This window comes from Streptomyces sp. NPDC087422 (genome assembly GCF_044744145.1).
Taxonomy (GTDB): Bacteria; Actinomycetota; Actinomycetes; order Streptomycetales; family Streptomycetaceae; genus Actinacidiphila.
Genome location: NZ_JBIUXT010000010.1, coordinates 161,513 through 182,109 on the forward strand (window position 1 = coordinate 161,513; position 20,597 = coordinate 182,109).

Sequence of the window (20,597 nt, forward strand, 5' to 3'; positions counted from 1 at the left end):
CGAAGTGAACGACACCGCCCTCCAGTACGTCCTCGCGGCACTCCTCGTGCTGCCGCTGCTCGGCGCGGTCGGCGCCCTGCTCCCGCCGCCGCCCGGCCTGAAGGGCCGTGACCCCGGCCAGGCCGTCCTGCGGCACGGCGTCACCGTCACCGGCGCCGTACTCGTCCTGGCGATCGTCCTCGCGGCCGGCTTCGACCACGACCACCCCGCCAGGACCCAGGCCACCACCGACCTCAACTGGATCCCCGCGCTCAAGATCCATCTCCACCTCGGCGTCGACGGCATCTCGCTCCCCCTCCTCGTCCTGACCGCGCTGCTGACCTTCCTCTGCGCGCTCTACAGCTACTTCAAAATGCCCGCGGGCCCCGGCCCCAAGGCGTTCGTCGCCCTGCTGCTGCTCCTGGAAGCGGGCACGCTGGCGACCTTCGCCGTGCTCGACCTGATGCTGTTCTTCCTCGCCTTCGAGACGGTCCTCATCCCGATGTACTTCCTCATCGCCCGCTGGGGCGGCGGGGACCGCGAGCGATCCGCACTGCGCTTCATCGTCTACACCCTCCTCGGCTCCGTGATCATGCTGCTCGGCCTGCTCCTCATCGGCGTGAAGGCGGGCACATTCGACATGGTGGCACTCGCCACTGACAACGGGTCATCACTCAGTCACTCCACGCAACTGATCGCGGTCCTCGCGATCGGCCTCGGTCTGGCCGTGAAGGCCCCGATGTGGCCGCTGCACAGCTGGCTGCCCGACGCCCACACCGCCGCCCCCACCGTCGGATCGGTGCTGCTCGCGGGCGTGCTGCTGAAGATGGGCACCTACGGCCTGGTCCGGATCGTCCTGCCGATGGCCCCCGACGGCATCCACACCTTCGCGCCCTACCTGGCCGCCTTCGCCGTCGTCGGCATCGTCTACGGCTCGCTCGCCTGCCTCGCGCTGGCCCGCCGGGGCAACGGCGGCGACCTCAAACGGCTGATCGCGTACTCCTCCGTCGGCCACATGGGCTTCGTCCTGCTCGGCATCGCCTCCCTGACCCCCACCGGCGTCAACGGCGCGCTCTTCGCCAACATCGCCCACGGCCTCATCACCGGCCTGCTGTTCTTCCTGGTCGGCGCCCTGAAGGACCGATACGGCTCCAGCGACCTCGACACCCTCGCCGGCGCCACGGGAGCCGCGCTCTACGGCAAGGCGCCGCGGCTGGGCGGCCTGGTCGCCTTCGCCGCCGTCGCCTCCCTCGGACTGCCGGGCCTGGCCGGATTCTGGGGCGAGATGCTGTCGATGTTCGGCGCCTTCAAACCCGCCGCGGGCCTCAGCCGCCCCGCGTATCTGACCTTCACCGCCGTCGCCGCCTTCGGCACCCTGCTCACCGCCGCCTACCTGCTGGTCGTGGTCCGCCGGGTCTGCATGGGCGACCGCGAGACCGTCGACGCGCAGCCCGCGCTCGCCGACGTCCAGGCGTACGAATTCGCCGCCTGGACGCCGCTCGCCGCGCTCACCGTCCTGGCCGGACTGTGGCCCGCCGTCCTGCTCGGCCTCACCGATCCGGCCGTGCACACCCTCCTCGGAGGCAACTGATGCCGTCCCTCGTGCAGTCCGTCGACTGGACGGCGCTCGCCCCCGCCGCCATCCCGGCGGTCCTCGCCCTCGTCGTCCTGGTCGCCGACCTCTTCCTGCCCAAGGCCCGCAAGGAACTGCTGGCCTGGACCACCGTCGCGGGGCTCGTCCTGGCCGCACTGGCCCTGATCCCGCTGCGTGCGGGCCGCCACGCCACCTTCTGCGTGACGGTCGTGCACCCCGGCACCGCCGCCGACCTCCCCGCGGGCGGCGGCGGGTGCTCGTACGCGGCCGACCACTTCACCCTGGTCATCCAGGCCCTGGTGCTCGGCGGCGCGCTGCTCACGGCCCTGCTGTCGGTCAACACCCAGGACGACCTCCCGGCGGGCGAGTACTGGTTCCTGCTGCTCGCCTCCGCCTCCGGCGCCGCGCTGCTGCCCGCCTCCCGCGACCTGGCGACCCTGATCGTCGCCCTCGAGGTCGCCACCCTGCCCGCCTTCGCGCTGGTCGGCCTGCGGCGCGGCGACAAGCTGTCCAGCGAGGCCGCGCTCAAGTTCTTCCTGTCCTCGGTGACCGCGACCGCCGTCTCACTGCTCGGCATCAGCTTCGTCTACGCGGCCACCGGCACCATGCACCTGGCCGCCGTCGCCGACGGCCTCACGCACGCGCCCGCGCAACTCGTCACCGTGGCGAAGGTCGGCGCGGCCCTCACTCTGGTGGGGTTCGCCTTCAAACTCGCCGCGGCCCCCTTTCACTTCTGGGTGCCCGACACCTACGCGGGCGCGCCGCTGCCGGTCGCCGCGTATCTATCGGTGGTCGGCAAGGCCGCCGGTTTCTCCGGCCTGATCCTGGTGTCGGTCATCGCCTTCAAGCCCTACCACGACGTGTGGGGCCCGGCCTTCGGCGTACTGGCCGCGCTCACCATGACCGTCGGCAACGTCGGCGCGCTCCGGCAGCGGCCCGGCGTGCCGCGCGGCGCCGTACGCCTGCTGGCCTGGTCGTCCATCGGTCAGGCGGGTTATCTGCTGGTGCCGCTGGCCGCCGCGTCCTCCGCCGCCGACCCGGCGCACGAGATCGGCACCACCGTCGCGTACGCCCTGATGTACGCGGTGGTGAACCTCGGCGCCTTCGCCGTGGCCGCCCTCGTCTCGCGCACCGCCCCGCAGGGCCGGCTCAGCGACTACCGGGGCCTGTACGCGACCCGCCCGCTGGCCGCCCTCGCGCTCGGCTTCTTCCTGCTGTGCCTGGCCGGACTGCCGCCGGGCGTCATCGGCCTGTTCGCCAAGGTCGCCGTCTTCTCCTCCGCCGTCGGCACCCAGCACGGCTGGCTCGCGGTGATCATGGCCGTCAACGTCGTCATCGCGCTCGTGTACTACCTGCGCTGGACGGCGCTGCTCTTCACCCGCCCCGAGGGCGCTCCCGAGCAATCCCCGAGCGCGGTCACGACCGGCGGAGCGAGCGGCGTCACGACCGGCGGCGCGCTCGCGGCCGTACCCGTCACCCGTACGCCCGTCGGCCTCGTCGCCGCCATCACGCTGACCGCGCTGGCCGGGGTCGCACTGTCCGGCGCGCCGCAGCTCGTCCTGCGGTACGCGCAGGGCTCGCTGTTCTGACCGGGCCCTCCCTCCGGCCCTCTGACCAGCACGTCCGTCCCCGGCCCCGACCGGCCGGGGGCCGTATCCGTACGCCCCGCGCCGGTAGCGCTGCGTGCGCATAAGGGAACTAGCGGCGCTCGGGTGGCGTTGTTGTGGGCAGGAGGTTCTCCTAGGGGGAGAGGTTCCCCCCGACGCACACTTTGGAGGGCGCACCGTGCACCGCCGGCACAACGGGTTGAAGACCGCCGTACTCCTCGGCGGTCTGTCGGCCCTCATCCTGGTCATCGGCAGCTTCTTCGGCCGGACCGGACTCATCGTGGCCCTGGTCATCGCGGTGGGGACGAACGCGTACGCGTACTGGAACAGCGACAAGCTGGCTCTACGCGCGATGCGCGCCCGCCCCGTCAGCGAATTCGAGGCGCCCGAGCTGTACCGGATCGTGCGCGAGCTCTCGACCACCGCCCGCGAGCCCATGCCCCGGCTGTACATCTCGCCCACCGAGGCGCCGAACGCCTTCGCGACCGGCCGCAATCCGCGCAACGCGGCGGTCTGCTGCACCCAGGGCATCCTGGCCATCCTCGACGAGCGCGAGCTGCGCGGCGTCCTCGGCCACGAGCTGAGCCACGTCTACAACCGCGACATCCTCATCTCCTCGATCGCGGGCGCGCTCGCCTCCGTGGTGATGTTCCTGGTCAACTTCGCGTGGCTGATCCCGATCGGCCGCTCCGACGACGACGAGGGCCCCGGCATCCTCGGCATGCTGCTGCTGATGATCCTCGGCCCGCTGGCCGCCTCGGTCATCCAGTTGGCCGTCTCCCGCTCGCGGGAGTACGAGGCCGATGCCTCGGGCGCGCGCCTGACCGGCGACCCGCTGGCCCTGGCCTCCGCGCTGCGCAAGCTCGAAACGGGCACACAGCAGCGGCCCCTCGCGCCCGAACCGCGCCTGGAGACCGCCAGCCATATGATGATCGCCAGTCCATTCCGCGCGGGCGACGTCTCCAAGCTCTTCTCGACCCATCCCCCGATGGCAGAACGCATCTCCCGCCTCGAAGACATGGCAGGCCACCGGTGAAGACCATCCTGAACGTCATCTGGCTCATCCTCTGCGGTGTGTGGATGTTCCTCGGCTACGTCCTGGCAGGGGCAATCCTCTGCGTCACGATCATCGGCATCCCGTTCGGCATCGCCGCCTTCCGCATCGGCGTCTACGCGCTCTGGCCGTTCGGCTACACCGCGGTCGAGCGCCGGGACGCGGGCACGGGCTCCTTCGTCGGCAATGTGCTGTGGGTGATCCTCGCGGGCTGGTGGCTGGCCCTCGGTCACATCGTCACCGGCGTGCTGCTCTGCGTCACGATCATCGGCATCCCGTTCGGCATCGCCAACTTCAAGCTGATCCCGCTGTCGCTCATGCCCCTGGGCAAGGAGATCGTGCCGACCGACCGGCCGTTCGCCTCGCGCTGAGCGCCTTCTGGCCGTCCGCCGCGCCGAGCGCCTTCGGGCCGCCCCTCGGGCCGAGTGCCTTCGGGCCGAGTGCCTTCGGGCCGAGCGCCTTCCGGCCGTACGCCGTACCTGACGGCCGGTCAGGTGGCCGTCCCTGCTACCCTCACCTGCGGAGGTGCCGGGTGGACGACTACGCGCTCAGTGTCGAGACGGCGGACGCCGAACTGCCGCCCGCCCTCGCCGTCTACGCGGCGCATCTTCTGCGCCGCGCACACATCCGTGCCAACCGGGTCGCCGATCACCTCGCCCCGGAGTTCGGCGTCGCGGCGGGCCAAGGCGCCTCAGGCGCGCGCGACTTCCAGATACTCGACGCGCTCGACGCCCCCGTCACGTACTCCCAGCAGGATCTCGGCGAGCGGCTCGGCATCAACCGCACCACCATGGTCAAGCTGATCGACCGGCTGGAGCAGGCGGGCCAGGTCACCCGCGCCCGCAACCCCGGCGACCGCCGCTCGTACGTCCTCGCCCTCACCGACGACGGCCGCAGCGCCGTCAAGGCCATGGAACCCGCGATGGCCGCGGGCGACGACCACCTCACCGCGGCCCTGACCGCCGCGGAACGCGTCCGCCTCGACGCGCTGCTGAGCACCCTGCTGGCCCGTACCCCGCCCGAGCGCGGTGTACGGCGTACGAGCCCGCTGATCGCCCAGGCCCACCATTTCGTACGGCGCCGGATCGAGGACGCGCTGACCGACGTCGGCCTCCAGGCGCGGCATTTCGGCGCGCTCACCGTCCTGGCCGACGAGGCGAGTTCGCAGCAGCGGCTCGCCCGGCGGCTCGGCATCAGCGAGCAGGCGATCCTCCAGATCGTCGACGACCTGGAGAGCGCGGGCCGGGTGGTGCGCGAGCGCGACCCGCGCGACCGGCGGCGGTACGCGCTGCGGCTGACCGACGCGGGGCGCGACGCGCTGGCCACCGCCCGGCGGGCCGTCGAGGCCGCCGAGACCGACATGGGCACGAGGCTCGGCACCGACGGCCGGGCGGAGTTGAAGGCGCTGCTCACGAAGATGCTGCGCGCGGACGTCTGACCACCGGCTGTCGCGCGCGGGCCGCCCGTACCGCCGTACCGTTTCCGCCCCCGACGCCCCTCGCGGACCGTGTCCCCCGACCCGCATACCCGACCCGCATACCCGACCCGCATACCCGGTCCGCATCCCCGACCGCATTCCCGACCGCATCCCACCGAGGAGACGTCATGGCCATTCTTCACGTCGGCGCCAAGGCACCGGACTTCACCCTTCCCGACCAGACGGGCAAGCCCGTCACGCTCAGCGATGTGCTGGGCGAAAAGGTCGTGGTGCTGTACTTCTACCCGAAGGACAACACCAGCGGCTGCACCACCGAGGCGTGCAGCTTCCGTGACAGCTACGAGAGCTTCACCGACGCGGGCGCCGAGGTGATCGGCGTCAGCTCCGACTCGGTCGAGACGCACGAGAAGTTCGCCGGCCGCCACGAACTGCCCTTCATCCTGCTCGCCGACACCGACAAGGCCGTCCGCAAGCAGTACGGCGCCACGAGCCTGGGCGTCGTGCCCGGCCGCGTCACCTTCGTCATCGACCGCGAGGGCGTCGTCCGGCACGCGTTCTCCTCGATGATGAACATCGGCGGGCACATCGGGGACGCGCTGAAGGTGGTCAAGGAGCTTCAGTAGCCGCTCGGTTCGGCCCGGAAATGGTTCAACTCCCGGATAGATATGCGGATTGACGATTCGGCAGGCTGACTATAGCCTCGGTGTGGCGATTCCTCCTGATCCACTGGTTCACCTAGTTCCAGGGAGACACGTTGATGACCACTCCGCACCAGCCGGGCGAGACCGTCGATCTGACGATGATGTACGCCTTCCACGACGGACTGCGGCGCGACGTGGCGATCATCGCCAAGTCCGCCGCCGTCACGGGCGACGACCCGTCCCGGCTCACCGCCACCCACTTCGGGTGGGATCTGTTCAAGCGATTCCTGACCATCCATCACACGGCCGAGGACGACGTCCTGTGGCCGAAGCTGCGCGGTCAGTTCGCCGACCGCCCCGACGACCTCGAACTCCTTGAGGCGATGGAGGCGGAACACGACCGGATCGACCCGCTGATCGCCGCGATCGACGCGGCGCTCGCCGACGAACAGGGCGGCCACACCGCCCTCGGCGACGCCGCCGACGCCTTCGCCACCGAACTGAACGCCCACCTCAGCCACGAGGAGAGCGACGCGCTGCCGCTCATCGAGCGCGAACTGTCCCCGGCCGACTGGGCCTTGTTCGCCGACAGCCAGCGCAATCAGATCGGCCTCGGCCTCGCGCCGCGCTACATCCCGTGGCTGCTCGACGGCGCCACCCCCGAGCGCGTCGCCGAAGTCCTGGCGATCTTCCCCCCGCCGCTGGCCGCCCAGTACCGCACGGCCTGGAAGCAGCAGTACGCTGAACTCAACCCGTGGGCGGCCGATTACGGCAAGCCGTGACGTACCGCGCCGTCGGTTCAGCCCCTCGGCCCGGCCCGTCGCTTGAGCCCCTCGGTCCAGCCCGCGGTTCGGCCCTCGCTTGCGCCCGCACTCGAGCCCGCGCCGCCGGAGACCCGCACTGCTAGGGTCGAACGCCGACGGCCGGACCCGATGGCCGCACCCACACCCGAGGGGGAATTCCCGTGCCTGCTGGGGCCTACGAGGGTGCGCCGCGCGACGACGTGACGTACGAGAGCGGGACGTACGACGGCGTGACGTACGAGGGCGCGGTCGCGGAACCGGCGACGCGCGAGTGGTGCGCGCGGTCCCGCGGGCGGCTGCGGGCGCTGCTGATCGTCAGCGCCGCGGGCATCCCCGGCTGGGCCCTGGTCTTCGCCTTCCTCGACGTCTTCCTCGACATCGACGTCACCTGGCTCGCGTACGTCCTCATGACGGCCTCGATGCTCGGCCTCGGCTGGTGGGCCCTGATACAGCCGCGCTACAAGCGGTACTGGCGGGTCCTTCAGGTCTACCCCTGGCAGCGCCTGGACGGCGTCGCCCAAGTGGCCGATAACGGCGTGCCGTTCTTCCGGCTGCCCGTGCCCGACAACCCGGACAAGGACGTGAGCATCCGGGTCCGCTTCCCCGACGTCCGCCGCTGGCGGCGGGTGCTCGGAGAGAACGCCAAGCGCGAGGTCTGGTTCGCGGGCGACCCCAGGATCGGGGGAGTGCTCGCGCTGCCGGGGCCGCGCGGGGTGAGCCTGGTCAGGCAGGGCGGGGCCGCCGGAGCCGCCGAGCGGACCGATGAGGCCCGCGGCGGCGGCCCGGCGATCCGGGACATCGGCGATGAGGCGCTGCGCCGGGCGCGGGCCGCCGGTTTCGGCGACCCGCGGTACGACGTGGCCGTACGACGCGGCTCGTAGCGGTCGCGGGCCCCGGTCTGTCCTGCCTCTGGTCTGTCCGGCCCCCGGTCCGTCCGGCCCCCGGTCTGTCCGGCTCCTGGCGGTGAACCGGACCCGGCCCGCTCGGGTGAACGTCCCGCTCAGTGCCGGCCGGTGCGGTAGCCGCCGCCCGAGTTGCCGAAGCCGGTGAGCGTGCCGAAGCCGATGTTCTCGATGGTGAAGTCCTTGCCGAAGACCGTGCTCTTGACGGTCTCCTTCGTCACCGACGTCACCAGCCCCTTCGTGGCGCCGATGAGCGTCTTTCCGCGCTGCGTCAGGCCGTTCATGTCCATCGACAGGTGGCCCAGCGCCCGGCGTTCGGCGCCCGACATCGCGGAGATCGGGCCGCTGTAGTAGAGCCGGGGGATCTTGGCGAAGCCCTTGTCGACCAGCGGGGAGAGCCCGGCGCCGATGGTGTTGCCCGCGACGTTGGCCAGGAAGTTCTTCTTGACGTTCGTCCAGCCGCCGTTCATGGCGTCCTTGAGGGTGTCCTTGCCCAGGCCCTTGGCGAAGCCGAAGGCGACCTTGCGGAATCCGCTGAGGTCTTCCCCGTACTTCCACACCTTGATGACGTTCTGGTACTTCCGCTCGGCCTGGAGGATCTTCACCGCCCACTTCAGCTTGCCGATCTCACCCGCCTTGACCAGCATGCTGACCTTGCCCATCACCGGGATGCAGTCCAGCGCGGCGAACAGCAGATCGCCCCAACCCGCCTTGCCCTGAATGAATTTCACCAAGGTGTCGGCGAAGACCAGCAAGGCCGCGGCCAGCACGATCCAGGCCAGCGGGCCGCCGATGAACAGCAGCAGGATGCCGCCGATGGCGACGATCACCTTGAGGATCGGGAGGATGACGCTCCACGCCTTGACCAGGAAGTCCCCGAGCTTCTGGTACCACTTCTTGTTGTGGATGCCGACGTCGGAGGCGTGGTCGAGGTCCTTCTTGAGGACGTCCACCGCCGTGCCGTGGTTGGTCCCGGCGTCCTGCGCCTTCTTGCGCAGCTCGGCCAACTGCTGCTGAATCCCGGAGACCTGGCCCGCGACCTGGTCCTTGTGGGCGTCGGCCTGCTGGGCGTTGCGGACCGCCTGGCGGACCTTGTCCGGGTCGGGCGGCGGTACGTTCCCGCCGGCGCTTCCGGCTGACCCCTTGGAGCCGTCGAGCTTCGCCTTGGCGTCGCCCGCCGTGGTCGCGTCGACCTGCGCGCGGGCCAACTCGGTCTGCTTCGCGGCCAGATCGTTGCGCAACAGGCGCGCCTGGGACAACGCGCCGTCAGCGGTGGACTGTTCGGTCTCCACCGAGTCGGCGAAGGTCACCAAGGCGTCGCCGGCCGCGCCGTAGGAGTCGTGGAGCTTGCCCAACTGTCCGGGCAGCTTGCCTATTTGACCGCGGAACGCCTCGGCGGCCTTGCCGTTCCACTCGGCGAGCGCCTGGTCCTTGGCCGCGCTGCTGAGCAGCGAGTGCACGGTCGCCACGTCCTCGGCGAAGGTCTGGAAGCGCCTGCCCTCGGCCCTGATCTCGTAGACGTCACCGGGAGTCGGGTCGCTGTCGAGGTCGAGATTGTGCCAGTCGGTGGGTCGGGTCACGGCTCAGCTCACCCTCTCGGCGGACCCGGCGGAGGGGTCGTCGTCGGCGTACACGAAGCGGAAGGTCTCGGTGATGCCGTCGAACAGCTCCAGCATCGGCTCGGCGAGGGCGAGTTGGGAGGTCGCCCCGCTGATCACCGCGACCCGAGGGTCGCCGCCGGGGAACGGTACGAAGGTCTGCATCAGCACCATCCGGACCGTACGGTCGTCGTCCGGCAGCTCGATGTCGTCGATCCCCTCGCTGCGCGCGGCGGAACCCGCGTCCGGCAGCTCCACCAGCTTGATCCGGCGCCACGGGTCGGTCGGCCTGCGGCCCGCGGCGACCGGCTTGAGCGCCGCCACCAGCGCCGCCAGATTGCCGCCCGTCCCGCCTGCCCCGCCTGCCCCGCCGCCGGGCCGATCGCCGTCCGCCGTGCCGTCCGCCCGGTCGTCGGCTTCCAGGACCGCGATCGTGACGCTCGCCGTCAGCGGTGCCTCGTCGCTCAGGTCGGCCAGGGCGCCGAAGTACAGCACCCCGGTCTGCCACGCCTCGTCCGCCGTACGGGTCAGCGTGCGGATGAGCGCCGTCCTGGAGTCGGCCAACTCCGGCCGTTCCTGAACCCGTTCGCGTACGACCTCACGTATCGACGCGTCCCGCGTGGCCGGATGGATGTCGAACTCGTACCAGGAGCTGGGCACCAGGATGTTCACCCCGCGCACCGGCGACGTGCCGGAGGGGGCGGAAGAGGACACGGTCACGGCTGACCGCCGCCCTCGTGCTTGGCCAGCGCGTCCTTCAGCTCCTGGTCGGTCTTGGTGAGCTCGTCCACGACGGCCTGCGCCATCTTCGCGACGCTCTCCAGACCGCTGTCGATCTCCTTACGGCCGTCCTTCCAGCCGTGCATGAAACCGTCGAGCGCGTCATGCGCCCTGGACGAGCCCAACTCCCCGTTGCCGAGGACGCGATCGACCTGCCCGGTGTCGTCCATCCGCGTCTTGACCGATCTCAGCGCCGTCGCCAGGTCACTGAGCCCGATCAGACTTATCGTCAGATCTCCTTTGGCGGACATGCCTGGTACTTCCCCGTTCCCCGTTGCCTGTCTTGGCCAGGCAGCCTATCGCCGGGGGCGCGGGCGCCACAGGGATTCGGCGTCCACGGGGATGGGGGCGGCCACGGGGATGCGGCGTCCGCAGGGGAACCGGCGGGAGGGCCGCGACGCGGGCCGCGGCCTCCCGGCGTGGAATCAGCGGTAGTTGACGAACTGGAGGGCGAAGTCGAGGTCCTTGCCCTTGAGCAGGGCCTGGACGGACTGGAGGTCGTCGCGGCTCTTGGAGCTGACGCGCAGCTCCTCGCCCTGGACCTGGGCCTTGACGCCCTTGGGACCCTCGTCCCTGATGATCTTCGCGACCTTCTTGGCGTTCTCCTGGGAGATGCCTTCCTCGATCGAGGCGAAGATCTTGTACTCCTTGCCGGAGAGCTGCGGCTCGCCCGCGTCCAGCGCCTTCAGCGAGATTCCCCGCTTGACCAGCTTGGTCTCGAAGACGTCCAGGATCGCCTTGACGCGCTCCTCGGAGTTCGCCTCCATCAGGATCTTCTCGCCCGACCAGGCGATCGAGGCCCCGACGTTCTTGAAGTCGTACCGCTGCGAGATCTCCTTGGCGGCCTGGTTGAGGGCGTTGTCGACCTCCTGCCGCTCGACCTTCGAGACGATGTCGAAACTGGAGTCGGCCATCTTCAGTGGGCTCCTTGGGTATCGCTTGTCTGTCTTCCATCACATCCGCGGCCCGATCCCCGGACCACCATCCCCAAAGACTAGGGCCTGTCGTGTGGATCTCCGCGGGGAAGGAGCGGTGTCCGGTGCGCGCGGACACAAGGCGGAGGCGGTGATCAATCCGGTGGCGAACCACCCCTCCGGATCGGGTATCGTTTACGTCGTCGCCACGGCACCCCGCACCCAGCGGATCCGCGGCTTCATCCCATGGCGGTATGCCCGAGTGGCCAATGGGAACGGACTGTAAATCCGTCGGCTATGCCTACCGTGGTTCGAATCCACGTGCCGCCACGCTGCCTGAGGGGCCTGTGACCAGCATCTTCGCTGGACACAGGCCCCTCAGTCGTTCTCGACGTTCGAATGATCGAAAAGTGGCTTAAGTGCCACTCTGTCTCACCTTGGATCGCGTGCTGACCGGCGGGTGTGGGGCATGCGTGGGGCGGGCGGACCGCACACTGCTGTGTCGGAATGGTGAGACCTGACGGGGGGCATTGCATGAGCAAGAGGCGGTATGTGGCGCGGGGTGTCCCGGGTGGATACCGCATCTGGGACAACAAGGGGCGACGCTGGTGGGGCGACCTCTATGAGCTGTGCCCGGACGACCTCACGGCAGAACTCAACGGCGGGGCCGACCCCGGCAAGATCACCGCACTCATGAAGCGCTACCGGGCGTTGAAGCGGTAGCCGTCCCACCTGATCAGTTACCGCCAGCGCTTCAGGGCGGCGTCGATCCGGTCGTTCGCCATGCTGGTGGCTCCGTCCAGGCACTTGGCGTAGACCTTGAGCAGCACGGCGACCGAGTGGCCGGCCCGGCGTGCGACCTCGACAGGGTCGACGCCGGAGTTCAGCCACAGCGACACGCACGCGTGGCGCAAGTCATACGGGCGGGCACCGAGAGGCGACGCCAGTTGGTCCGGCGTGAACGACTGCTTCCGGGCCCGCGCCCACACCTCGCCGTACCCGCTTTCCTGGACGATGCCCCCGCGTGCGGTCTGGAACAACCGGCCGTCGGCGGTGGTGCCGTACGTGTCCAGATGGCGCCTGAGCGTGGTCACCAGGACCGGCGGAATCGGGACGTGCCGCACGTCTTTCTGCGGCCTCCACTTCAGGCCGCGTTCGTCGTGCGCCGTCCCGGAATCCGTCCAGGAGCTGCCGACGCGCGGCCGGGAACCATCCAGGTGGAGAGTTCCCCAGCCTTTGAGCGGCAATTCGCAGTTGGTCCGGCGCAGCCACACAGCTTCGCCTGGCCGCAGAGCCGCGTGGTAGAGGACCGCGAAGAACGCCTCCAGGTGCTTTCCGCGGTCGCCCTGCTCACTCACCGCCTTGAGGAGCAGGCGGGCTTGCCGGGGATTGACCACACTCCCAGGATCGATCTCCTCATTTGGCGTGGGCAGCACCCATTGCACCTGGGGGAGTGGATTGACGACAAGCCGCCGGGCCTCCACGGCGAAGCCCAGCGAGTTGTGGAAGATGGCGCGCTTCCTACGGACCACCGAGGCTGCCGCGGGCTGTCCGTCGAGCCGGAGCGTGAAGCCGTTCAGCACCTTCCGCAGCAACAAGGGATCGTCCAGCGAACTGACGGGCATCGTGTGGCCTTCCACCCAGGTGAGGACGCGTTGAGCATCCGTTGGCGTGTCCTCCCGCCAGCGGTTCATGTTGAAAGCCCAGCAGTACAGGGCCCGGCGCAGTTCCCGGGGCTCCGGCATGCCGCGGTGAGTCGTCACGAGAGCCGGGGTGGCACTGGCCATGGCCTCGGCCAGCGTCGTGCGGGTCTTGGCCGGTGCCGCGGGCCACTTCATCTCGATGTAATCGCGTGCGTGCTGGTACCAACTCACGTCGTTGCGCCGTCGCAACTCCGAGACCGGCACACCGCTGGCCTCGTCAAACTGCTCGCCGTTCCTTACCGCGGTGAGCAATTCCGCGCGACGGCCGTCGGCAAGCGTCTTGGTGCGGAAGCTCTGCGAATGCGGGGTGCCGCCGACCTTCCAGCGAAGTTCGGCTGTGGACTGGCCGCGATCCTTGCGTTGACGTACAGCCCAGATCCGGACGTTAAAGGTGTAAGCCACAGGTTCCCTTTCCGGGGCATGAAAAGGGGCCCGCCGCGATGTGCTGCGGCGAGCCCCCTCGGGTTGGGGTCAGTACGCGGGGGTGTCGAGGCCGTCCCACCACGCATCCAGGTCCGAGCGGCGGACCCGGAGGTGACCATTCGGGAGCTTCACGAGCCGGGGCGCTTTCCCCTTCGCCCGCATGCGGTAGAAGGCGGCGCGCGACATGTCGATTTCTTCGAGGACTTCCGGAAGCTTGAGCATCTTCGGTTGACGCGGTGACACGGTGACTCCTCCGGCGGAAGGGCGAAACGTGCACTTGCCGCAGGGGGAGGGGGCACCCCCCTCCCCCTGGAAGTCCGCTACATCCGCTACATCCGCTACATCGCAGGTCAGGAGCATGGTCGATGTAGCGGATTTTTTGGGTGTAGCGGATTGGTCCGCTACACCCGGCGGTGGGTGTAGCGGATTGAGGGTTGTTGTAGCGGGGGGGTAGCGGATTAGGCAGTCGTTTCCGCTACACCGTTGTCGCTTGTCAGGGGCAGTTTCTCGGGGTGTGTAGCGGATGTAGCGGATTCTGCGGGGGGAGGGGGGCAGTAGCGTGCCCACGCGTCGCGGAGGTCCGCGGCGTAGTAGCCCTTGACGACGCCTTCGCCCTGGCGGATATTGCGGGCCTTGATGGGCTGGTTGTCGGCGGTGACGTACTCGGAGAGATGCTTAGACAACTGCCGTGATCCCAGGGGTTTGCCGTCGACGTCAGCCCACGGCGCTTCGTCCATTCCGGTGAGGGCGGCGAGGATCTGGGTCGTGGGAAGCCGGTCGGCGCCGTTGAACACGGTGCGCAGATCGGTCAGCAGCCCGATTCCCAGGGATGCCTTGGTGCCGTTGGCTGCGGCGGCCACCAGTTCTGCGCAGGCTTCGCGGGCCCGCTCAGGCCAGTCGCCCCCCGCTGCGTCGGCGACGGCGAGCAGGGGTTCCCACACGTCGGCGGGCCGGTCGTTGACGCCGTCGGGCATCAGGGGGAACGCGCCGTTGACGCGGTCGCGTACGGTGTCGGCCCAGTCGGCGAGGCGGTCCCGCAGCGCGTGGCCTTCGGGTTCGTGGATGCGGGTCCGAAAGGCTTCCACGTGCTCGTTAGGGGCCCTGCGGCGCATCCGGATGACGACCGAGCGGTGCAGGATCGTGTCCGGCAGCCAGCCGAGACCGGCGACGGCGACGGCCGCGTATACGGGGAAGGGCTGCACGGTTTGGGTGTCGCCGACGGCCACACATCGGTAAGAGACTCCGATGCGGCGGTGACCGGCGTTGATCAGGCCGCGCAGTTCCTCGTTGTCGCCTGCCTTGGGGCCGAAAACCGTGTCGATCTCGTCAAAGAGGATCGTGGGGCGTCCGGACTCCATGGACACCGCGCGGAACAGTGCGGCCGGGGAGGCGTTGACGGCCGCCATCGGGTTGGGGACCAGGGTGCCGCAGATCTCCAGACCCCGGGTCTTGCCTGATCCCGGTTCGGGGGACAGGAATGCGAGCCGGGGTGTGGAGTCGAAGCAGTCCAGCAGGTGCGTGTGGGCGTTCCACAACACGACGGCGACGTAGGCGGCTTGGGTGGGGAGAGCGTTGAACCGGCGGTGGAACGACTCCACTTCGGCGAGCAACGCGGCGCCGTCGATCGCCTGCGGGTTAGGGCGAACAGCATTGTGGACGCCCTGGCGGGCGGCGTCCTTCGGCGCGCTACTGCCGGTTGTGGCGTCGGCCGGATGAGCGGGGGCGGCCTGCTTGGGGGTGTGGGTGGGGCTTTTCAGGGCGGGGGTGGGTTCGGTGGTCATGCCGTCTCCCGGGGTCGGGCGGTGCGGATGGACCAGTCCAGGGCGCTGCGGATCGTGGCGCGGCACTCGGCAGCCGGTAGTCCGGCCGCCTCGCCCCCGCCCTGAAAAGCCGCTTCTACGGCGGCGCGGTCGAGGTCGCCCCATGCCACGAATCGGCCCACCGCCCGCACCGCGCGCAGCAGCTCGGCGTTCCGCCCACCTTCACGGGTCGCGGCAACCGCAGCGGTCTCCCGTTCCAGGACTAGAGCGGCAAGGCGCGGCGCGTCCCGGACGGACCGGGTCAGGCATTGTGCCGTGACGGGCTTGGCGCGGGCCATGAGGGCGGTGAGGAGCCAATCGGGCAGCGCTGCAAACGGCACGTCGTCCGCGACGGCGTACGAGCCGTCAGACGTGCGGCTGCCGGGGGCAACGACAAGCCCGCCCCACGCGCGGGTGTCGACCTTGTCCGCGAGGGTGCCCGCGCTGTTGGCCAGCCGGATGCCGGGCGGCGGACGGAAGTACAGGTGCTGCCCGCCGCGTGCGGTCCGGACGCGGTAGGTGGTGGGCGCCACGTGCCCGGCGCGCTCGCAGAGCGCCAAGAAGTTGGCCGCGCCGTCAGGCGTGTCCTTCTTGTCTGCGGGCTTGAGCGTGTCGAGGTCGACTACGACCAGCCCGGCCGGGCCGGTGGCGATGCCGACGTTAAACGCCCCCGCGGCCCAGCAGCGGTGGATGCGGTCGGGGTCGGTCGTGGCGCGCTGCTCGAACGTGCGGTGCCCGTCCGTGCAGTCGCCGGTTCGGGGGCAGCGGGTCTCGCCGTGCAGCGCGGGGTTCTTTCGCCCCGGGTAGAGAGGGACGACCGGCCAGCCGCGTTCGGCGGCGTCCAGCGCTGCGGAGAGCAGCGCCGTACGGGGTGGTTGGGTCATGCTGGGAAGGCTCCTGTTCGTTCACGGACGGATCGGAGGGCCGGGACGGCCGTGCTTCTTTGGCGAGACGGGACGGCCGTCCCAGGCGTCATTACCGGTGAGACCGGCACCATGCGGCGTACTCCTGCCGGACGTAAGCCCGTGGGTCGCTGCCCCACGTCGGTGAGCTGGCCGGGATTGGCCCGGTTGTGGTGCCGTCTGCGGTGTCCGCTTGGACCAGCTTCCGCGCGGTGTCCGTGGCGGTCTCGATCGCCTTGGCCGCGACGGCGGGCGCATATTCGGCGGCTTCCTGGAGTGCGATGCGGTCCAGCACCGCGGCTTTGCGCACGAGTTGTTCACGGACGGCGTCGGGGGTGCGGCCGGTCGGTCGCGTGAGTTTGCGGGTGAGGGCGAGGACGTTGCTGATCTCGCGCACGATGGGCGGGGCTTGTGCGTAAGCGGAGGGTTCTGTCACGGGCTCTCCTTGAGGATTCAGAGCGCAGTGTCGGCGCAGGGCACGCAGGTGCCGAGCGATGTGGGGATGCAGTAGCCGCGGTCGGTGCGGCAGTTGGGGCAGGTGCGGCGGGCTCGCATCGCGGCGGCCAGGGCGCGGGCCCGGCCCGGCGTCATCGGCCGGACCGGGACCGCGTGGGCCGCGTCGTAGAGCAGGGCGAACCGCTTGCCGCGCCGCCAGCGCAGTTCGGCGACCGGGTCGGCCCCGCCGGGCCGCAGCCCCGCCGCCCGGAGTTGGCGGCGGGTCAGCAGTCCGTCAGGGGCCAGTCGGTAGCCGTAGACCGGGATGGCGGTCATGGTCAGGCATCGTCTTCGTAGCGTTCGATGCCTTCCTGGTATCCGGCGAGGTAGTACGTCCGGACGCTGGTGAAGGGGTGCGGGATGTCCGGGGTGGCGTGCAGGTCCCCGCCGTAGGCGTTGGTGTAGTTGGCGTGGTCCCAGCCGTGCGAGCGGCCGGCCTCGGTTGCTTCCTGCTCCAGGTGACTGCTGGCCATGGTCACCAGTCCCCGAAGGTGCAGACCGGGCCGCACGCGGCACGGGAGTGCGGGCCGCCGGGGGCGAAGTGGGCGCGGATGGCCGCCGCCCGTTCCGTGTCGTCGGCCTGCTCGCGCTCGCGGCGCGACGGAGCCCAGCGGACGGGTTCGGCTCCGGCGGCGAGTTCCTGGCAGCGGGGGCAGCCGTCGACCTTCCGGCCGAAGACCACCTGGTGCGTGTGTTTGGTGACGGCCATCAACGCACCACCTCGTACCGGTCGACGTGCACGCGGCCTTCGTCCTGGAATCCGCCGAGCGCGGCGGCGGCGATGACCTTGGCGAACAGGTCGGGGGTGCCGCCGTTGGCGAGTTGGACGGTGGTGACGCGGTGGTCGCTGGTGATGGTGTCGGTCCAGTGGACGTTGTAGGAGGTCATCGCACCCACACCTCCACCCAGCCCGCCACCGGGCCACGCCCGGCGTGGTGGGTGAGGTAGTCGCGCAGCTTCTCCAGCGCCATGCGGTGGGGGGCGTTGACCTGGTGGATGACCGTCCCCCGGTCGGTGAGCCCGTTCCATACGCCGTCGGGGACGGCGCCGGTGGTCACGAACGATAGACCGGCCTGCTCGTCGGCCCACCAGGAGGCGATGGTGCGCGCGGCGCCGTCACTGATCAGGCCGGGGGTCGTACGGCAGTGGGTGAAGACGGCATGCTCGTCGGCGTAGGCGCTCATCAGCGGCCCCCTCGGGCTCCGGTGGCGGCGTCGCGAACGACGGCCAGGACCTGGTCGCGGTTCGTGGTGAGGGCGTCGTTCCACACCCAGAACGGCTCGCGGATGCCACGCGCGGTGAGGGTGTTCTGGATGTGGCGACCGGCTTCGACGGCGGTGTCCTGGCTGCCATAGCCGAGCCGGTAGAGCGTCTTCTGCGCGCCGAGCACGCAGACCGCGCCCCCCGTGGTGCGGGTGCGGCGGCCGGTCTTGGCCCAGCCCCAGCGCTCCAGCACCAGCGCGGTCAGCTCCAGGTGCTCCGCGACGGTGATGCGCAGCCGCTGCACGCCTTCGCCGCGGCGGGCGGGGTGCAGGGCTAGTAGTCGGTCGGGCAGGATCCGCCAGATTCCGCCGGGCAGCACCGCGCCGGTCTCCGGCCGGGCGGCCGGTCCGGTGGGGAGGGTGGCCAGCGCCTCGCGGACCAGCTCGTCGGTGGTCGCGGTGACCAGCGGGTGGGCGGTGCGTTTGCGGGCGGCAAGGTAGTGCTCGATGTCAGCGACCAAGCCGTGCGCGAGCTCGTCGACCAGCTCGTCGGCGAGCAGTCCCGCCAGCTCATCGGCTGGACTTCGGCTTGCCCGGTCGTGGGTGCGTGTGGTCATCTCGGTACTGCCTCCGAGTCGTCGTGTGCGGGTCGGATGGGAAGGGGCGCCCCGGTTGCTGTCCAGGCGGAGGGGCGCCCCGGTCGGATCTAGCGCCAGATCCACGGCTCACGGTTCTTGGCGGCGGTGTCGGCGGCGTCGGCGAGCTGGTGGGCGAACTGGCCCCAGTCGTCGGGCATGAGGTGGCTGCACGCCGCGAGCTTGAGGACGTCCGCCATACGACCGGCCTCAGCCCAGGTGATCTCGAACGGCCCGGTCGCGCGCTGGACCCGGTCGAACAGCGGCAGCACGACACGCCAGTCGCGGGCGCTCGACACGTGCGCGACCTGGCTGCCGAGGTTGGTGAGCTGCGTCGCCGAGCGGTAGACGATCTCGCCGTACGGCGCGTGGCTGATGCTCCAGCCCATTTGATGTGTCCTTCCTGGTCAGAGGGTGGTGGGGTCGGTCAGGGCCCGGCGGGTCCTGTCGTAGGCGACCGCGTCGGCCAGGGCTTGGCGGCCGTAGCGCTGCGCGAGCTGCGCGACCATGACCCGGCTGGTGCCGGAGTCGCCGTGCTCGGCGACGATCGCGTTCATCTCGCGGATCAGCGCGGCGAGCACCGCGGGCGGCGTCGTCATCAGATCCACCGCCACGGCTCGCGCCGGTCGGCCGCGGTACGCGCGGCCGCCGCGATGTCCTCGGTCATCCGGACGTGCATCGGGTGCATGTAGACGCTGAGGGCGGCGTCCTCCAGGCGGTCCGCGATGTCGCCGACCTTCGCGGCCGGGACGGCGAAGGTCGCGGCGGTGTCGAACAGCTCCTTCTCCACAAACCGCCAGTCGTGGTCGGGCATCGCCAGGTGCAGCTCGACCGCCCAGTCGGTGATCTGGTCCTCGGTGTAGGTCTGCGCCAGGTGCTGGATCGTCCAGGCCATCAGTGCTCCACCGCCCACGTGCCGTCGCAGCTCACCGCGTGGTCGGCGGCGGCCTGCTTGAGCTGGACCGTGGACACACGGTCCCGGCCCCTCTCGCGGCGGGTGCCGTCGCTGCCGGACGTGCCGCACTCGCACACCCACGAGCCGGAGCTGCCGCGCCTGCCGGTACGGACCGTCACCGTGACGGTGGCGGTGCCGGTGACCGTCTCGGTCGACTCCATCTCAGACCCCCGCCGGAACCGCACGCTGGACCGCCTCCTCCGGGTCCGGCCCGGACACCGACGACGCCGCGTACTCCGCGAACGTCTTGATGCCCGCCGGCCGGACCGCGTGGATCGGCCCGTACGACAGCCACACCCCGGCGGCGGTCAGGTGACCGCACCTCGGCTGCCCGCTGATCAGCGACCGCCCGCTGAAGGTCCACTCCTGGAGCAGGCGGCCCTTGCCCCACGCGAAGTGGCAGTCCAGCACGCTGTAGTACGTGCGGCCCGGCTCGACCGTGGCCGCGAACTCGCGGGCCTCCCTCTGCGCGCCGCGCCCGGCGATGGCGCCCGCCATCGCGTTGTCGATTTTGTCGAGCAATCCCATGTGCTCTCCCCAGATGCGAACCGGACCGGGCGGGCTGCCCGGTCCTGCGCCCGGCACGGCGACAGCGCCGCCGTGCCGGACACAGGACCGTCAGACCTGGATGGCCGCGCACCTGGCCGCGTGGTCCGCCGCGCGGTTGAACATTCCCTGGAGCTCCGAGGCGCTGTTGGCCGGGGGGTTGCTGTACGACAGGCAGCCGTCGCAGGCCCAGCGGAAGTCCCCGTTCCCATAGATCTGCACGAGCTGGCCGGAGGCCGTCCTCCAGGCGGTGCCTGTCGGAGTGCCGAACTCAGCCGGTATGCGCGTATTCACCAGTTCTCCTCTGTCGGTTCGTACGGAACATCAGGACGGTGCTGCTGCACGGGGCGTCAGACCTGGACGCCGGTGCAGCCGTCGGCGTGCGCCTGCGCCTCGGGCTCAATGCGCTCGGTGAAGTTCGGGTTGACCGGCTCCAGATGCAGGCAGCCGGTGCAGAACCAGCCCTGACTCTTCGCGTTCCGGATGTTCTGGATCCGGTGGACCAGGGCTCCCGAGCGGGTCTTCCAGGCCGTGCCGGTCGTCGTCGTGTCCGCGGGCCAAGCGGGGCGGGTCGCCATGAGTGCTGTCTCCTTTGTCAGGTTTGCGGGGTGGTCGGGAGGGTGGTCA

General features: G+C 70.3%; 31 protein-coding genes and 1 tRNA gene. 10 read left to right on the top strand and 22 right to left on the bottom strand.

The genetic code is table 11. From position 1 onward, the window contains the following. Positions 1-4: 4 nt before the first annotated feature. From ACIO6U_RS28085 to ACIO6U_RS28120, 8 genes are all read left to right on the top strand, one after another. Entirely contained in the window at positions 5-1,570 is a 1,566-nt protein-coding gene (locus ACIO6U_RS28085) for an NADH-quinone oxidoreductase subunit M (protein ID WP_355340330.1), read from the top strand. Continuing rightward, positions 1,570-3,162 carry an NADH-quinone oxidoreductase subunit N gene (locus ACIO6U_RS28090; protein WP_401723317.1) on the top strand — a complete coding sequence of 531 codons (1,593 nt, stop codon included), beginning with the start codon at positions 1,570-1,572 and terminating at the stop codon, positions 3,160-3,162. The genes ACIO6U_RS28085 and ACIO6U_RS28090 overlap by 1 nt, the downstream gene beginning before the upstream one ends. A 196-nt stretch (positions 3,163-3,358) precedes the next feature. Further along, entirely contained in the window at positions 3,359-4,216 is an 858-nt protein-coding gene (gene htpX / locus ACIO6U_RS28095; RefSeq protein WP_188284004.1) for a zinc metalloprotease HtpX, read from the top strand. Beyond that, complete coding sequence (locus tag ACIO6U_RS28100; protein ID WP_391163459.1) at positions 4,213-4,605, top strand: YccF domain-containing protein; 393 nt, start codon at positions 4,213-4,215, stop codon at positions 4,603-4,605. The genes htpX and ACIO6U_RS28100 overlap by 4 nt, the downstream gene beginning before the upstream one ends. 161 nt (positions 4,606-4,766) lie before the next feature. Beyond that, a complete protein-coding gene (locus tag ACIO6U_RS28105; RefSeq protein WP_355340319.1) occupies positions 4,767-5,672 on the top strand; it encodes a MarR family transcriptional regulator in 906 nt (301 codons plus the stop codon). Positions 5,673-5,839: 167 nt separating this feature from the next. Continuing rightward, complete coding sequence (locus tag ACIO6U_RS28110) at positions 5,840-6,295, top strand: peroxiredoxin (RefSeq protein ID WP_355340316.1); 456 nt, start codon at positions 5,840-5,842, stop codon at positions 6,293-6,295. A 134-nt stretch (positions 6,296-6,429) separates the two neighbouring features. Continuing rightward, positions 6,430-7,095, top strand: coding sequence for a hemerythrin domain-containing protein (locus ACIO6U_RS28115; RefSeq protein ID WP_355340313.1), 666 nt, complete (start codon positions 6,430-6,432; stop codon positions 7,093-7,095). Positions 7,096-7,277: 182 nt separating this feature from the next. Further along, positions 7,278-7,997 carry a hypothetical protein gene (locus tag ACIO6U_RS28120; RefSeq protein WP_401723322.1) on the top strand — a complete coding sequence of 240 codons (720 nt, stop codon included), beginning with the start codon at positions 7,278-7,280 and terminating at the stop codon, positions 7,995-7,997. Positions 7,998-8,116: 119 nt separating this feature from the next. Here ACIO6U_RS28120 and ACIO6U_RS28125 read toward each other — a convergent pair whose 3' ends face one another. The 4 genes from ACIO6U_RS28125 to ACIO6U_RS28140 form a co-directional block, all read right to left on the bottom strand. Next, positions 8,117-9,598 (bottom strand): WXG100 family type VII secretion target, encoded by a 1,482-nt coding sequence (locus tag ACIO6U_RS28125; RefSeq protein WP_401723325.1) that lies wholly within the window; start codon positions 9,596-9,598, stop codon positions 8,117-8,119. A gap of 3 nt (positions 9,599-9,601) precedes the next feature. Continuing rightward, entirely contained in the window at positions 9,602-10,336 is a 735-nt protein-coding gene (locus tag ACIO6U_RS28130; RefSeq protein WP_401723327.1) for a hypothetical protein, read from the bottom strand. After that, positions 10,333-10,647 (bottom strand): hypothetical protein, encoded by a 315-nt coding sequence (locus tag ACIO6U_RS28135; protein WP_401723330.1) that lies wholly within the window; start codon positions 10,645-10,647, stop codon positions 10,333-10,335. Before ACIO6U_RS28135 ends, ACIO6U_RS28130 begins: the two co-directional genes overlap by 4 nt. A 174-nt stretch (positions 10,648-10,821) precedes the next feature. Continuing rightward, positions 10,822-11,310, bottom strand: coding sequence for a YajQ family cyclic di-GMP-binding protein (locus ACIO6U_RS28140; protein ID WP_188284013.1), 489 nt, complete (start codon positions 11,308-11,310; stop codon positions 10,822-10,824). A gap of 248 nt (positions 11,311-11,558) precedes the next feature. Between ACIO6U_RS28140 and ACIO6U_RS28145 the strand changes: the two genes are divergently transcribed. Together ACIO6U_RS28145 and ACIO6U_RS28150 are read left to right on the top strand one after the other, a co-directional pair. Further along, positions 11,559-11,640: transfer RNA gene (locus tag ACIO6U_RS28145), tRNA-Tyr, on the top strand. Positions 11,641-11,844: 204 nt separating this feature from the next. Then, positions 11,845-12,033: a hypothetical protein gene (locus ACIO6U_RS28150; RefSeq protein ID WP_401723333.1), complete on the top strand. Its 189-nt coding sequence runs from the start codon at positions 11,845-11,847 to the stop codon at positions 12,031-12,033. Positions 12,034-12,050: 17 nt separating this feature from the next. Here ACIO6U_RS28150 and ACIO6U_RS28155 read toward each other — a convergent pair whose 3' ends face one another. From ACIO6U_RS28155 to ACIO6U_RS28240, 18 genes are all read right to left on the bottom strand, one after another. Beyond that, positions 12,051-13,415 (bottom strand): tyrosine-type recombinase/integrase, encoded by a 1,365-nt coding sequence (locus ACIO6U_RS28155; protein WP_401723336.1) that lies wholly within the window; start codon positions 13,413-13,415, stop codon positions 12,051-12,053. Between the two features lie 69 nt (positions 13,416-13,484). After that, positions 13,485-13,658, bottom strand: coding sequence for a helix-turn-helix transcriptional regulator (locus ACIO6U_RS28160; RefSeq protein WP_401723494.1), 174 nt, complete (start codon positions 13,656-13,658; stop codon positions 13,485-13,487). 236 nt (positions 13,659-13,894) lie between these two features. Then, positions 13,895-15,217 (bottom strand): DUF3631 domain-containing protein, encoded by a 1,323-nt coding sequence (locus tag ACIO6U_RS28165; protein WP_401723339.1) that lies wholly within the window; start codon positions 15,215-15,217, stop codon positions 13,895-13,897. Then, entirely contained in the window at positions 15,214-16,119 is a 906-nt protein-coding gene (locus ACIO6U_RS28170; RefSeq protein WP_401723342.1) for a bifunctional DNA primase/polymerase, read from the bottom strand. The genes ACIO6U_RS28165 and ACIO6U_RS28170 overlap by 4 nt, the downstream gene beginning before the upstream one ends. A 91-nt stretch (positions 16,120-16,210) precedes the next feature. Beyond that, the gene (locus ACIO6U_RS28175; protein ID WP_401723344.1) at positions 16,211-16,573 is read right to left on the bottom strand and encodes a hypothetical protein; all 363 of its coding nucleotides are present in this window, start codon (positions 16,571-16,573) and stop codon (positions 16,211-16,213) included. A 17-nt stretch (positions 16,574-16,590) separates the two neighbouring features. Further along, positions 16,591-16,908, bottom strand: coding sequence for an RRQRL motif-containing zinc-binding protein (locus tag ACIO6U_RS28180; protein ID WP_401723347.1), 318 nt, complete (start codon positions 16,906-16,908; stop codon positions 16,591-16,593). Positions 16,909-16,910: 2 nt separating this feature from the next. Next, positions 16,911-17,105 carry a hypothetical protein gene (locus ACIO6U_RS28185; RefSeq protein WP_401723350.1) on the bottom strand — a complete coding sequence of 65 codons (195 nt, stop codon included), beginning with the start codon at positions 17,103-17,105 and terminating at the stop codon, positions 16,911-16,913. 2 nt (positions 17,106-17,107) lie between these two features. Beyond that, positions 17,108-17,341, bottom strand: coding sequence for a hypothetical protein (locus ACIO6U_RS28190; RefSeq protein ID WP_401723352.1), 234 nt, complete (start codon positions 17,339-17,341; stop codon positions 17,108-17,110). Then, positions 17,341-17,520, bottom strand: coding sequence for a hypothetical protein (locus ACIO6U_RS28195; protein ID WP_401723355.1), 180 nt, complete (start codon positions 17,518-17,520; stop codon positions 17,341-17,343). Before ACIO6U_RS28195 ends, ACIO6U_RS28190 begins: the two co-directional genes overlap by 1 nt. Continuing rightward, positions 17,517-17,816, bottom strand: coding sequence for a hypothetical protein (locus ACIO6U_RS28200; protein WP_401723357.1), 300 nt, complete (start codon positions 17,814-17,816; stop codon positions 17,517-17,519). Before ACIO6U_RS28200 ends, ACIO6U_RS28195 begins: the two co-directional genes overlap by 4 nt. After that, the gene (locus ACIO6U_RS28205) at positions 17,816-18,451 is read right to left on the bottom strand and encodes a hypothetical protein (protein WP_401723360.1); all 636 of its coding nucleotides are present in this window, start codon (positions 18,449-18,451) and stop codon (positions 17,816-17,818) included. Before ACIO6U_RS28205 ends, ACIO6U_RS28200 begins: the two co-directional genes overlap by 1 nt. A gap of 89 nt (positions 18,452-18,540) precedes the next feature. Continuing rightward, the gene (locus tag ACIO6U_RS28210) at positions 18,541-18,858 is read right to left on the bottom strand and encodes a hypothetical protein (RefSeq protein WP_401723363.1); all 318 of its coding nucleotides are present in this window, start codon (positions 18,856-18,858) and stop codon (positions 18,541-18,543) included. 18 nt (positions 18,859-18,876) lie between these two features. Then, positions 18,877-19,068, bottom strand: coding sequence for a hypothetical protein (locus ACIO6U_RS28215; RefSeq protein WP_401314669.1), 192 nt, complete (start codon positions 19,066-19,068; stop codon positions 18,877-18,879). Continuing rightward, positions 19,068-19,364, bottom strand: coding sequence for a hypothetical protein (locus ACIO6U_RS28220; protein WP_401723366.1), 297 nt, complete (start codon positions 19,362-19,364; stop codon positions 19,068-19,070). The genes ACIO6U_RS28215 and ACIO6U_RS28220 overlap by 1 nt, the downstream gene beginning before the upstream one ends. Then, positions 19,364-19,585, bottom strand: coding sequence for a hypothetical protein (locus tag ACIO6U_RS28225; protein WP_401314666.1), 222 nt, complete (start codon positions 19,583-19,585; stop codon positions 19,364-19,366). The genes ACIO6U_RS28220 and ACIO6U_RS28225 overlap by 1 nt, the downstream gene beginning before the upstream one ends. 1 nt (position 19,586) lies before the next feature. Next, the gene (locus ACIO6U_RS28230) at positions 19,587-19,952 is read right to left on the bottom strand and encodes a hypothetical protein (RefSeq protein WP_401314664.1); all 366 of its coding nucleotides are present in this window, start codon (positions 19,950-19,952) and stop codon (positions 19,587-19,589) included. Positions 19,953-20,042: 90 nt separating this feature from the next. Continuing rightward, entirely contained in the window at positions 20,043-20,264 is a 222-nt protein-coding gene (locus ACIO6U_RS28235) for a hypothetical protein (RefSeq protein ID WP_401723369.1), read from the bottom strand. Positions 20,265-20,320: 56 nt separating this feature from the next. Next, entirely contained in the window at positions 20,321-20,548 is a 228-nt protein-coding gene (locus ACIO6U_RS28240; RefSeq protein ID WP_401314660.1) for a hypothetical protein, read from the bottom strand. Between the last annotated feature and the right edge of the window lie 49 nt (positions 20,549-20,597).

Excerpts from the sequence above, each read along its gene's own strand:
- ACIO6U_RS28205 (WP_401723360.1), bottom strand. The coding sequence starts at position 18,451 with ATGACCACACGCACCCACGACCGGGCAAGCCGAAGTCCAGCCGATGAG.
- ACIO6U_RS28190 (WP_401723352.1), bottom strand. The coding sequence starts at position 17,341 with ATGGCCGTCACCAAACACACGCACCAGGTGGTCTTCGGCCGGAAGGTC.
- ACIO6U_RS28160 (WP_401723494.1), bottom strand. The coding sequence starts at position 13,658 with ATGCTCAAGCTTCCGGAAGTCCTCGAAGAAATCGACATGTCGCGCGCC.
- ACIO6U_RS28150 (WP_401723333.1), top strand. The coding sequence starts at position 11,845 with ATGAGCAAGAGGCGGTATGTGGCGCGGGGTGTCCCGGGTGGATACCGC.
- ACIO6U_RS28195 (WP_401723355.1), bottom strand. The coding sequence starts at position 17,520 with ATGACCTCCTACAACGTCCACTGGACCGACACCATCACCAGCGACCAC.
- ACIO6U_RS28220 (WP_401723366.1), bottom strand. The coding sequence starts at position 19,364 with ATGGCCTGGACGATCCAGCACCTGGCGCAGACCTACACCGAGGACCAG.
- ACIO6U_RS28210 (WP_401723363.1), bottom strand. The coding sequence starts at position 18,858 with ATGGGCTGGAGCATCAGCCACGCGCCGTACGGCGAGATCGTCTACCGC.
- ACIO6U_RS28200 (WP_401723357.1), bottom strand. The coding sequence starts at position 17,816 with ATGAGCGCCTACGCCGACGAGCATGCCGTCTTCACCCACTGCCGTACG.
- ACIO6U_RS28240 (WP_401314660.1), bottom strand. The coding sequence starts at position 20,548 with ATGGCGACCCGCCCCGCTTGGCCCGCGGACACGACGACGACCGGCACG.
- ACIO6U_RS28140 (WP_188284013.1), bottom strand. The coding sequence starts at position 11,310 with ATGGCCGACTCCAGTTTCGACATCGTCTCGAAGGTCGAGCGGCAGGAG.
- ACIO6U_RS28170 (WP_401723342.1), bottom strand. The coding sequence starts at position 16,119 with ATGACCCAACCACCCCGTACGGCGCTGCTCTCCGCAGCGCTGGACGCC.
- ACIO6U_RS28225 (WP_401314666.1), bottom strand. The coding sequence starts at position 19,585 with ATGGAGTCGACCGAGACGGTCACCGGCACCGCCACCGTCACGGTGACG.
- ACIO6U_RS28165 (WP_401723339.1), bottom strand. The coding sequence starts at position 15,217 with ATGACCACCGAACCCACCCCCGCCCTGAAAAGCCCCACCCACACCCCC.
- ACIO6U_RS28135 (WP_401723330.1), bottom strand. The coding sequence starts at position 10,647 with ATGTCCGCCAAAGGAGATCTGACGATAAGTCTGATCGGGCTCAGTGAC.
- ACIO6U_RS28090 (WP_401723317.1), top strand. The coding sequence starts at position 1,570 with ATGCCGTCCCTCGTGCAGTCCGTCGACTGGACGGCGCTCGCCCCCGCC.
- ACIO6U_RS28185 (WP_401723350.1), bottom strand. The coding sequence starts at position 17,105 with ATGGCCAGCAGTCACCTGGAGCAGGAAGCAACCGAGGCCGGCCGCTCG.
- ACIO6U_RS28110 (WP_355340316.1), top strand. The coding sequence starts at position 5,840 with ATGGCCATTCTTCACGTCGGCGCCAAGGCACCGGACTTCACCCTTCCC.
- ACIO6U_RS28230 (WP_401314664.1), bottom strand. The coding sequence starts at position 19,952 with ATGGGATTGCTCGACAAAATCGACAACGCGATGGCGGGCGCCATCGCC.
- ACIO6U_RS28115 (WP_355340313.1), top strand. The coding sequence starts at position 6,430 with ATGACCACTCCGCACCAGCCGGGCGAGACCGTCGATCTGACGATGATG.
- ACIO6U_RS28215 (WP_401314669.1), bottom strand. The coding sequence starts at position 19,068 with ATGACGACGCCGCCCGCGGTGCTCGCCGCGCTGATCCGCGAGATGAAC.
- ACIO6U_RS28180 (WP_401723347.1), bottom strand. The coding sequence starts at position 16,908 with ATGACCGCCATCCCGGTCTACGGCTACCGACTGGCCCCTGACGGACTG.